Origin of the sequence: Alicyclobacillus herbarius DSM 13609 (genome assembly GCF_000430585.1) — a bacterium.
Classification (GTDB): domain Bacteria; phylum Bacillota; class Bacilli; order Alicyclobacillales; family Alicyclobacillaceae; genus Alicyclobacillus_G; species Alicyclobacillus_G herbarius.
Window position 1 is genome coordinate 57,247 of the sequence record NZ_AUMH01000017.1, and the last position, 11,717, is coordinate 68,963.

Annotated in this window: 8 protein-coding genes, 1 pseudogene and 1 riboswitch; all 9 genes and pseudogenes read left to right on the forward strand. The window is 54.6% G+C overall.

The window, feature by feature from the left end; genetic code table 11:
• The first annotated feature begins 92 nt into the window (after positions 1-92).
• The 9 genes and pseudogenes from H522_RS0112385 to H522_RS22550 all read left to right on the forward strand — a co-directional run bounded on the left by H522_RS0112385 (position 93) and on the right by H522_RS22550 (position 11,496).
• On the forward strand, positions 93-767 hold the full coding sequence (locus H522_RS0112385; RefSeq protein WP_026962568.1) for an SGNH/GDSL hydrolase family protein: 675 nt from the start codon (positions 93-95) through the stop codon (positions 765-767).
• Between the two features lie 123 nt (positions 768-890).
• Positions 891-1,712 (forward strand): diadenylate cyclase CdaA, encoded by an 822-nt coding sequence (gene cdaA / locus H522_RS0112390; protein WP_026962569.1) that lies wholly within the window; start codon positions 891-893, stop codon positions 1,710-1,712.
• Positions 1,712-2,902 carry a CdaR family protein gene (locus tag H522_RS0112395; protein WP_026962570.1) on the forward strand — a complete coding sequence of 397 codons (1,191 nt, stop codon included), beginning with the start codon at positions 1,712-1,714 and terminating at the stop codon, positions 2,900-2,902. The genes cdaA and H522_RS0112395 overlap by 1 nt, the downstream gene beginning before the upstream one ends.
• 195 nt (positions 2,903-3,097) lie before the next feature.
• The gene (gene glmM, locus H522_RS0112400) at positions 3,098-4,438 is read left to right on the forward strand and encodes a phosphoglucosamine mutase (RefSeq protein WP_026962571.1); all 1,341 of its coding nucleotides are present in this window, start codon (positions 3,098-3,100) and stop codon (positions 4,436-4,438) included.
• A gap of 502 nt (positions 4,439-4,940) precedes the next feature.
• Positions 4,941-6,770, forward strand: a complete 1,830-nt coding sequence (glmS, locus tag H522_RS0112410; protein ID WP_026962573.1) for a glutamine--fructose-6-phosphate transaminase (isomerizing) — start codon at positions 4,941-4,943, stop codon at positions 6,768-6,770.
• Positions 6,771-7,571: 801 nt separating this feature from the next.
• A pseudogene (locus tag H522_RS22545) lies at positions 7,572-7,817 on the forward strand (EAL domain-containing protein); the annotation flags it as partial.
• A 56-nt stretch (positions 7,818-7,873) separates the two neighbouring features.
• Entirely contained in the window at positions 7,874-8,320 is a 447-nt protein-coding gene (locus tag H522_RS0112420; protein ID WP_245578104.1) for a hypothetical protein, read from the forward strand.
• Between the two features lie 91 nt (positions 8,321-8,411).
• Positions 8,412-8,497, forward strand: a riboswitch (cyclic di-GMP riboswitch).
• Between the two features lie 13 nt (positions 8,498-8,510).
• A complete protein-coding gene (locus H522_RS20635) occupies positions 8,511-10,922 on the forward strand; it encodes a sensor domain-containing diguanylate cyclase (RefSeq protein ID WP_051344227.1) in 2,412 nt (803 codons plus the stop codon).
• Positions 10,923-11,187: 265 nt separating this feature from the next.
• Positions 11,188-11,496, forward strand: coding sequence for a late competence development ComFB family protein (locus tag H522_RS22550; RefSeq protein ID WP_420535268.1), 309 nt, complete (start codon positions 11,188-11,190; stop codon positions 11,494-11,496).
• Positions 11,497-11,717: the final 221 nt, after the last annotated feature.

Below are 11,717 nucleotides of genomic sequence, written 5' to 3' on the forward strand. Positions count from 1 at the left end.
CGACCGAACGATACACTTGCCGGCACGGCCGCCGTCACGCCCCGTTTCAGGCCGAAATACAGTGCAAGTATGACACACCGGGAGGACAGCCGATGCTGTACGTAGCCTTAGGAGATTCAATCACGTACGGATACTGCGCCAGTTCGGAACGGGCGCGCTATGTCAATCGGGTTCAGGCCGCGTTGTCCAAGCAGGAGCGAGTGAACATGTTTGTCCGCGCTAAACCCGGTTGGACCTCCCGGCAGCTGCTCAAGTCCTTGAAGGATGTGCCGGAGTGTATCTGGGGAGAGGCGCGGCTTATTACCATTTTGATTGGTGGCAACGACTTTCTTAAAGCCATGCCGTGGTTAATTGACGGAAACCGCGGTCGGCTCCTGCGGGTTGGCGGGCAGGTACAGGAGAACCTGACGCAGATTGTCCACACTGTCAGGTCCCCACAGACAACCGTCATCCTCGGGACGATGTATAACCCGTTCCCGAACTCATTGGTCGCCCAGGAATGTATCGATACGTTAAATCAGGTTATCTGCCACGTGGCGACGCGGGAACACCTCATCCTGGCCGACGTGCGCAACCGCTACTTCGGCAACGAGCACCTGTTTGTTGACTGTTACAAGCAGGGCCGGTTGCGTGATTTTCGCATCCGTAACAACCCGATTCATCCGAATGACAAGGGGCACGAAGCCATTTCGCGTGTATTCTTAGCGGCGTATCGGAAATCCCTGGTCCAGACCCGTCGAACGGCCCGCCGCAGTAAAACTCGCTGAGGTCAGCAGAACACGCGGAGGGGAGATTCGCCAAATGTCACCAACGACTTGACGTAGACGGACGAGTACGAAACAATAGTAGGAAGGGAATGGCTCCATTTTTCCGGCGAGTTGGTGGCGAGAATGGCGGCGTGGTTGGACATCTTACGACACTTTGGCATACTCGACGCGGTTGACGTCCTCATCGTCGCGTATGTGATTTACCGTCTACTCATCCTCATCCGCGGCACCCGAGCGGTGCAGCTGGTCAAGGGTGTTATCGTGATTCTGCTGGCCACCGCAGTCAGCAGCTTTCTCCACTTGCAGGCGTTGAATTGGCTTCTGAACAAAATCATCACCTTGGGATTCTTCGCAATTCCGGTCGTCTTTCAGCCAGAACTGCGTCGGGCGTTGGAGCAACTGGGCCGCGGCGGGTTCTTTTCGTTTTCCTTTACTTCGACCGACAATGAAGATGTGAAACGGGCTGCCTCAGAGATTGTCAAGGCCAGCCAGGTGCTCTCCAAGACGAAGACCGGCGCTCTGATTGTCATCGAGCGCAGCACGGGTCTCAGCGAGTACATTGAGACAGGGACCCTTATCGAAGGAAAAATCAGCACCGAACTGTTGTTGAATACATTCATTCCGAATACGCCTCTGCACGACGGTGCGGTCGTGGTACGGGGGGATCGGATGGTGGCGGCCGGCTGCTTTCTGCCGCTGACGGACAGCCGCGATTTGGACAGGCAGTTGGGAACCCGCCACCGTGCCGCGCTGGGCGTGACGGAACAGTCGGACGCGGTGGCCGTGGTCGTCTCGGAAGAGACCGGGCACATCTCGTTGGCGGTAGACGGCGTCTTGACCCAGGACCTCAGTGAGTCCGCCCTGCGAGATTTGCTCAACACCCTGCTGACGCTCAAGCGCCCTGCCACCCTCAACAAGTTTCTCAGCCGAAAGGCGGAGTCGTAGTGAGCCGATTTTGGTCCAACAACAACGTCTTGCGCATCATCGCGCTCGCCCTCAGCTGCATTTTGTGGTTTACCGTACAGCCGAGCCCCGATACCAGCGCGGTGACAAACAACGTCAGCGTCTCCAAGTTCCCGATTGCGGTTCACGTCCGAACCTCTGACGATACTGTGGTGACTAGCGTCAGTCCCTCTGCGGCCATCGTCGCCGTGCATGACAGTACGGTGAACTTACAGTCGCTGACTGAGCAGATGCTGAATGTGCAGTTGGTGGCCGATGTACGGGGGCTGGGTCCCGGGCAGCACCAGGTACCCCTCACTGCGGAGCATATGCCGTTGGTCCAGTACAGCCTCAGCCCATCCAGTGTAACAGTGGTGATTGCCGACCGAAAGACGGATGAGCGTCCAGTCCGCGTCATTGTCCGCGGGCAGCCAGCGTCTGGTTATACTGTGGGGAATCCCGATTGTGACGTGGCGACCGTCAAGGTCAGTGGCGCGGCTCAGGCGCTGGGTAGGGTCAGTACTGTCGCCGCGTTCGTTTCGGTACAGGGGGCCAATGATTCGGTTTCCCAGGAAGTGACGTTGGCCGCAGTCGACGCGCGTGGCAACCCGGTGGACGGGGTCACGGTAGCGCCGGCCACGGCGCACGTCACGGTGCCCGTCGTCGCGCCGCACCAGAGCGTGCCCATACGTTTGGAGACGAGCGGATCGCCCGCAGCCGGGTACGATGTGGCCGGACTCACGCCGTCGGTATCCTCGGTAACCCTGTACGGAACCCACTTGCCTAAGCACCTGACGATTCCGGTGGATGTATCCGGGCTCAACCGAAGCAAGACGGTCTCCGTCAAGGCGCCCCTGCCAGACGGTGCGACACGGGCCAGTCCGTCCACAGTCTCGATACGCGTCCAGATTGAGCCAAGCGCCGTGCGTTCCTTCACCGTCCCGCTGACGATCCGGAACGTTCCTGCGGGGGAAACGGTGTCTGTGGTCACCCCGTCCCAAGTGACGGTTCACGTAAGTGGACCGAAGTCGGTGGTGGGTGGGCTGAAGGCCAATGCGATTCGGGCCTACGTCGACGCCAAGGGATTGCAGCCTGGGGATACACGGGGCCCCATCCAGGTCGATGTGCCATCGGGCGTCCGGGTTACGCAGCTATCTCCAGCAAACGCAGAGGTGCAAGTCAGCCAATCGTAGGTGGCGCAGCACCCTTGGGTGGCTGTGCTCCCCCTGGAGCTGATTGTCGCCAAATAGAATGGTTGCCGTCACGGATGTCCTTATGGCACAATGATTTGGGTTGCTGCGGCTGCCGGCAGCGAGTCCGGGCAGCCGTTTTTCATTGTCATTTTTGACTATCGGTTGTATGGTTTGCAGTGGAAAGGAGCGGTGAAATTGGCCCGCTTGTTTGGTACGGACGGGGTGCGCGGCGTCGCGAACCGCGAATTGACCCCGGAATTGGCGTTTCATTTGGGGCGCGCGGGAGCGCATGTGTTGACTGGTGGTCGCCGAGGAGTGCGCATCGCCGTCGGAAAAGATACCCGCATCTCCGGGGATATGCTGGAGGCAGCGCTCATCAGCGGCATCCTCTCCATCGGCGCGGACGTCCTGCGGCTTGGGGTCATCACTACACCTGGGGTGGCATATCTGACGCGCCACTTGGGGGCGCAGGCTGGCGTGATGATCTCCGCCTCGCACAATCCGGTCGAGGACAATGGTATCAAGTTTTTTAGCGATGCCGGGTTTAAACTGCCGGATGAGGTGGAGGACGAGATTGAACGGACAATGCAGGCCGGGGTCGAGAATCTGCCGCGTCCCATCGGTGCTGCGGTCGGTCGCATCTATGAGGAGCCGGCACGGTCTGCGTATATCGACTTTCTCCTGAAGACGGTCCAAAACCGCTTTGAAGGGTTGCACATCGTGCTTGATTGCGCGAATGGCGCCGCCTCGAACATCGCTCCCGAAGTGTTTACGCGCCTAGGGGCACGGGTCAGCGTCCTGAACAACCAGCCAGATGGCGTGAATATCAATGTCGGGTGCGGATCGACCCATCCGCATGTGGTGCAAAAGGCGGTCCTGGAACTGGGTGCAGACGTCGGGTTAACGTTTGACGGCGATGCGGATCGGCTGATTGCCGTTGACCACACCGGAGCCCTGGTGGACGGGGATTATGTCATGGCCATCTGCGCCCGTGCGCTCAAACAGCAAGGGCAGCTCAACCACGATACGGTGGTCGCCACGGTGATGAGCAACCTGGGCTTTCTGAAGGCGATGGAACAGCTTGGCATCCACGTGGAGCGCACGGCGGTGGGGGATCGTTACGTGATGGAGGCGATGCGCCGCGGGGGCTACACCTTGGGCGGCGAACAGTCGGGGCACATCGTGTTTCTCAACCACACCACCACCGGTGACGGCATTCTGACCGCCCTGCAGTTGGTGGACATCCTGGTGGGCAGTGGACAGCGGTTGGCTGAGCTGCGCAAGGTGATGACGCGGTATCCCCAGATCTTGGAGAACGTCCGCGTACGTGACAAGCAAGCGTGGGCGACCAATGACCGCATTCGCCAAGCGCTGTCGGCGGCGGAAGAGCGGCTTGGCAGCGATGGACGAGTGCTGGTGCGCGAGTCGGGAACGGAGCCGATTGTCCGCGTGATGGCGGAGGGGCCGGACGAACAGCTGCTCCAGGAGTGTGTTGGGAGCATTGTGCGGGTTGTGCGGGCGGAATTGGGCGCCTAACCGCGCGAAGAAGTCGCTTGGCGCATGCGGCGGGTGGTTGCGACCGATGAAAGAGCACGTTTCCAAATGAATCGGAAGGCCGGCAGCCAGGACGGTATGTGCGAGGAATTGTTGTCGCAAACGGGGTGTCGAGTGCGGGCGTATGGTGTCCGCTGATGACAGGTGATCTGACATGTGTATGGCAAAATGGGGGCATCCCATTGACCGCATCCTGTTCGGTCACATATAGTGAGGTTGCGCGGGTTGATGCCATGGCTGGTGGACTTATCCGCCAGCGCCAGCGGCGCAACTTGCGAAAAACGCGCGGGGGTGAATCTGGGACACTTTCCGGCGAGAAGCGCCTGGACTGGATGTTACGGTATCCAGTTGACGCGGAGGAGGTTGGCGAACCATTCGGCGGGTGCCTCCCGGTGTGAGGGCCGCACCGTCACGCGAAGCTCGAAAACCAGCGGGTGACCGCTGTGGACAAGAGTGAGCAGGCCTATAAGGAGGAAAATTGCATATGTGTGGAATCGTGGGCTACGTCGGGCCGCGGGACGTGCAGGGTGTCGTGATTGGCGGGCTGCAGAAGCTGGAGTACCGGGGCTACGACTCGGCTGGGGTGGCCGCGCTTGCCGATGGGCAGCTGCATGTCGCCAAGTCGGTGGGACGGTTGGCGAACCTGGAAGACAAGTTGGCCACAAACCCGCTTGTCGGTCATATCGGCATCGGTCACACCCGCTGGGCGACGCACGGTCGGCCGTCCGATGAGAACGCACACCCGCACCAGGATTGTCAGGGCAAGTTTGCGGTGGTGCATAACGGCATCGTCGAAAACTACCTGAGCCTGCGCGAGGAGCTGGCGGCCAAGGGGCACACGTTCCAGTCGGAGACGGACACTGAGGTGGTCGCGCATCTGATTGAAGACCTGTACGACGGGGACCTGTTCCGGACTATGGTCCGGGTGGCGGAGCGCATCCGGGGCGCTTATGCACTGGTGGTGCTCTGCGCCGAATACCCGGATACCCTGATTGCCCTGCGCAAGGCCAGCCCGTTGGTCATTGGTCTGGGTCAGGGCGAGAACTTTATCGCCTCGGACATTCCGGCTATTCTCGAGTACACGCGCGACGTGTACGTGCTCGATGACGGCGAGATGGCGGTGGTCCGCCGCGACGGCGTCGAATGCTTCACGGTTTCGGGTCAGCCCGTGCGAAAACAAGTTTTGCACGTGACGTGGGACGCGGTTTCGGCTGAGCGCGGTGGGTATCCGCACTTCATGCTCAAGGAGATTTACGAGCAGCCGAAAGCGATTCGCGATACGTTGTCCGGGCGTGTGGCACCTGACTGGTCACGCGTGGAATTGCCGGAGCTGGAACTGACGGAGGACTTTATCCGCGCGATTGACCGGGTGCACATCGTCGCCTGCGGCACTTCGTGGCACGCGGGCTTGGTTGGCAAGGCGTGGATGGAGCAACTTCTGCGCATCCCGGTGGACGTGGAGATTGCGTCCGAATATCGGTATGGAAATCCGATTGATTCAGACAGGACGCTCATCATTGTCATGAGCCAATCGGGTGAGACGGCGGATACCCTCGCCGCGCTGCGCGAAGCGAAGGCGCGCGGGCGCCGGGTTTTGGCCGTCACCAACGTAGTCGGCAGCTCGGTGGCACGCGAAGCGGATGATGTGCTCATCACCTGGGCGGGTCCGGAGATTGCGGTGGCTTCGACGAAGGCGTACACGACGCAGCTGGTGGTATTGTTCCTGTTAGCCCTCTACTTTGCACGCGTGTGTGGGACGCAGACCGACGCGGACATCCGGGATGTTCTGGCTGGGCTGGGCCATCTGCCGCAGGCGGCGGAACAGGTGCTGGGTGTGGCACCGCAGCTGGAGAAGTTCGCTCACCGCTATGCTGAAGTGGAACACGCCTTCTTCATTGGCCGTGGCCTGGACTACTCGCTCTCCTTGGAGGGCGCCCTGAAGCTCAAGGAAATCTCGTACATTCATGCAGAGGCGTACGCGGCCGGCGAGCTCAAGCACGGAACCCTGGCGCTCATCACGGAAGGGGTGCCGGTCATCGCTATGGCCACTCAGCAGGCGTTGTACGAGAAAACCTTGAGTAACATCAAGGAGGTCAAGGCGCGCGACGCGTTTGTTCTCGGGGTGACTTGGGCGGGCAACGAGGACTTAGCCAAGTCGGTCGATGAGGTGCTCTATCTGCCTCGTCTGCACCCGCTCTTGGCGCCGATTGTTGCCGTGATTCCGTTGCAACTGCTGGCCTACTATGCCGCCGTGGCACGTGGCAACGATGTCGACAAGCCGCGCAACCTGGCCAAAAGTGTCACGGTGGAGTGAGGTCGCGGCTCACCTATGGTGTTTGTGTGTTCGCAAAATGAAGTTCTTCCCTGCGCAAAATAAGTTGTTCCCTGAGTAAAAATGGTTGTTCCGTAGAGCACGGGTGAATTCGGGTGAAAAGCCTGGATTCGCCCTTTCTTTTTGATGCCTAAAGGCGACGGGCGAGAGAAACTCAGAGCAAAATTTTGAGAGCTACCAGACGCGAAAAAGCCCGACATATCAAGGATTCCTGGACTTCGACTGAACAAAAATGCGAAAAAATACACGACAAAATCTTTCCGCCCTGCGTCCTCAACCCCGTCTTTCCCCCTTCCCGCCAGGGAACAAATTGATTTTACGAAAGAACAAGATTTATTGAAAATAGCGGATAAAATCGGGTGAGAAAAGGCGTGATCCAGGGAAGGATCGAATTTGACGGTAGAAAGTGGGAGAGAGCAGGAAAAGTCGAGAAAAGCCAGGCGGGGCAAGGGATGAGGCAGGGTTAAGGGGGGAGGCAGGCAGTGAAGAATTTGATTTGACGATTACACCATCGTCCCCGTCACCAGACACGGCGGAAGGAAATGAATAATGTGCGAGATTATGTATAGTTTCCTCTCTTCACTCGAAACTTGGTTGCAACCTCTATAAATCAGGTAATTCTGTAAAAATAAAAAAATCATGTATAATAGACACAAAAATATAATATATGGGACGAGGGGCGGGTTGATCGGACTGGGGTGAAAGTGGTTCAAATAGAAAGGTTGTCTACGGAGTTCATTCCGATTGCAGAGGAGACTGAGCTGATTCTACCTCGGGGAATGTGTATTGCGAACAGTTTGTGCCCAAAACGTAGCTTGGCAAGCTATAGGCATTCCACCTATAATTATGGCAGTCAACCTCTCTGTATGCCAACTCTACCAATCGAATTTTGTCGAAAACGTTGAACACGTGTTTCGTGAAACCGGGATGGTTCCATCGTATCTAGGGCTCGAGATCACAGAAGACACGACGATGGATATTTATCGAATTCTCCTAAGTATAAGATGTTTAAAGCATCTCTTGGTGTAACCGAAGGAATTGAATCGAGAGACCAACTCACATTTCTCCAACAGAACCTCTGCGACATGGGACAAGGGTATTTGTTCAGTAAACCTCTACCTCCCATGGAATTTCTGTCGAAGTTCCAGCAGATAGAAATGATTATTGCAAGAGACGGAATGTACCCAAAGGCATGGAAGCAAGAATGGCTGCAAGAGGCGTTGAACAAAACAAAACAGGAGTTAGCAGATACCTTAAGTTATCAGGAAGGTATGACGTTTAAGTTTACCCGGCGGAATGGAAAATTTATTCACACAATGTGCGACGGTCAATTATTGTACAATCTGGGGTTGACGCTTGAGCAGGTCGTGGGGAAGGAGCTCAAGGAACTTTTACCGCGCGAAGATGCGGAACGGAAGCTTCAATGTTATATCAACGGGCATGGAGTGGGGAAGAAAATGTCATATACGAAGGAAGGCTCAATGACCTCTCGAGTAAGAGATTCCGGATGGGAACAAGATTTTGCGGGGTAGCCACGTATTAGTTCCACCCGATCCGCATGGATCATCATGGATCATGTTATTAACAGTGGTTCTACCTGAAGCACCATGTAGTAGTGAAGGAGAACGACAAAGGCAAACCTGTACGAAAGTCAGGGACGCAAAGCCAACAGGTCTAAGGCAGATTGCTATGACGGCTGGGTTGCCGAAGGAGAGAAGACTCGTGGGTTTACTGTTTAGCGAATCATCCCTCGAAGTGTATAAGTCCATTATGCAATACAATCCTGATGCCATTTTCGTTCTCTCGGTCGAAGGAACGATTCTTGAAGTCAATGAAGTGGCTTGCAAGATATTTGGCTATTCCCAAGAGGAAATCCAAGGCCTTCATTATCAAGATGTCCTGGCGCCGGGTTATGAAGCGTTCGTCAAAGAGAAACTCACCCAAGTCTTGAATGGGATGTCTTGCGAGTACAACATACAAGCGATTCGTAAAAATGGACAGATTGTTCATCTACAGGTAAAAAACATTCCCCTGGTTGTGAACGGTGAAGTCATCGGCATACTTGGGGTTGCAAAGGACGTGACGGAGCTGCGAAAAACAAGGGCCTCCTTGACCCAAATGGAAGCGGGGGTAAGAGCGCTCTTTTATTCCATAGGCGACGCTATCGACATTTTGGATTTGGACGGAAATGTTGTCGATATAAACCCCGCGTTTGAAGAAATGTATGGATGGAAACGGGAAGAAATTCTCGGCAAGCCATTGCCCATCATTCCTTCGTTTCGAGAAAAACAACAACGGGAAATGATGGAACGTGCCAAAATGGGTGAGCATATTCAGGGCTTTGAAACCGTGTGTCTGAAAAAGGATGGCACACCCATTATGGTCAGTCTAACCCTGTCCCCGCTTCAGGATGAGAGCGGGAACATTATCGGAACGTGCAGTATTACGAGGGAGATTACGGGGCAAAAACAAGTCGAACAGTCTTTGCGGGAAAGTGAAGATCGTTATCGAAAGGTTGTGGAGCTGTCTCCCAAGGGAATTTTGATTCACCGTAATGGAACCATTCTTTATGCGAATCCATTTGCCCTGAAAACCTTACGCACGGAACGATTGATCGGGAAAAACATCTTTTCCTATATTCATCCTGACTATCATGAACGTTCAAGACAAAGGTTTCTTGATCTTCACGTTGGCAAGGAACTCCCGTTCATTGAAACAATCATGGTTCGAGACGATGGAAAGTTGATTGATGTGGAAATCGGAGGAGTTCACATTATCCAAGACGGGGAACCTGTTGTCTTATCCATATTCCAAGATGTAACGGAGCGAAAGAAAGCAGAAAGGGCGTTAGCAGAAAGTGAAAAGCGCTATCGGAAATTGGTGGAACTCTCTCCGATTGCGGTGATTGTTCATCGCGACGGGCTGATACAGTATGCAAACCCAGCTTGTACGAAGTTGTTGGGGGCTTCATCGATTGATGATTTGTTGAGAAAGTCAATTCTCGATTTCTCTCCGCCAGAATACAGGCATTTGGCAGAGAGTCACATCCAGGAATTAAATCGGACGGGTATCGCAATCGATCCGACCGAAGAGAAAATCCGTCGTATGGATGGAAAAACAATCGATGTGAAAGTGACGGGGATTTCAATTCAGTACGACGGAAAACCGTCTTATTTGATGATACTCCAAGACATCACCCGAGAAAAACAAGCAGAGGAAGCCCTGCGTCAAAGTGAGGCAAGGTATCGTTTAATTGCGGAGAACATGTCTGATTTGGTGGGCATCTTGGATGTGAACGGCGTGGTCAAATATGCTTCACCCTCCCACAAATCTGTATTGGGATTCGACCCTGAAGTCTATGAGGGTAATCCTGTCTTTGATATGGTACATCCGAATGATGTTTTCAATGTTCGGAGGGAATTTTCTGAAATAGCAATGACTAAGGAAGAGAAAATCATCGAATTTCGGTACAAACATGTCCGAGGCCACTGGGTGTGGGTGGAAGCGAAAGGAACGCCTGTTCTAGACGAAGCGGGGAATCTTGTTCACTTCCAGGTGGTAGCCAGAGACATCACCGAGAGAAAAAGGTATGAGGAAAAACTGGCGCATTTGGCGTTCCATGACGCTTTGACAGGCTTGCCCAATCGTCGATTGTTCAGAGATCGATTCAAGCAAGCCATCAAAGAAGCTGAACGATATGGGCGCAAGATGGCCGTGATGTATATCGACATGGACAGATTCAAAGTCGTCAACGATTCAATGGGCCATGATGTGGGGGATGAGCTTCTCAAACAGTTTGCAGAGCGGGTGAGTGGGTGTCTTCGGGCCAGTGACATCCTGGCCCGTCTTGGCGGGGATGAATTCACCATTCTTCTTCCCGAGATTCATGAAGAACAGGACGCAGTGCGACTTGCCCAACGAATTCTTACCGCCATTCAGCAACCTTGGGAAATCGGGGAACAAGTATTTCGGACGACTTCGAGCATTGGAATCGCTTTTTACCCGATGCACGGAACCACAAGGCATGAACTGCTGCAACATGCGGACGAGGCTCTCTACAGCGCGAAGGAAAGCGGAAAGAACACCGTCAGGACCTACTCTGAGCTGTTGGGGGCAACCACCCAAGAACGGTGAAAGGTTAAAGGATAGCAACGCTTCCACTTTGGGGCAAACCGTTATCATCGGAGATGTCTCCGGGACTCTATGGATGTTTTTGAATCGAAATGCAGTCATGAATAGAAATAGATATCTGTGAATGGATGAGAACCTTGATACAGGGTTTGACGTATTGTGGTCGAGCAGACATAATAGGGTGTTTATTGCGGACTTCTTATAGAATCGAGAGGGGTGTGATGGATTGACACTGAGGAACAATCGTGTAGAAGGAATCTATAACATGATGGAACCTTTGGTGTGGAAAGAAGTGGAGAGGATTGCTCAGAATGAACGGGATATATGTTTCTGTTCACTGTGCAAATCGGACATTACCGCGTATGCCCTAAATCGCCTCCCTGCACGGTATGTGTCGACTCAGGAAGGCGAGACGAGATTTCAGGAACTCGAAATAGATGATCGCGTCCATGAAACGGTCGTTGAGGCAATCCGTCATGTGTCCAAGCACCCCCATAGGGCGCATCGGACGATGACCGAATATACGGTAAACGAACTCTTCGATTACATGGATGAAGTGGGAAAGCGGGAGTCGTAAGAATCAGCGCGGACACTGTGTTCGAATACGTTCTCATTTCGAATACGTCCTCATATTGATTGCGTCCAAGATTGCGTCAAAGTCGAGAGTGGTGTAGCTTCTGAGGCTAGACCTAGACGAGAAAGCCATCGAGTGCCATCTACGAAAGTGACGTTAACCCCATACGTAGACCGGGCCCCTCGATGGCTTCGATTCCAGCTCCTGTGCCCGTCTCTTGCTCC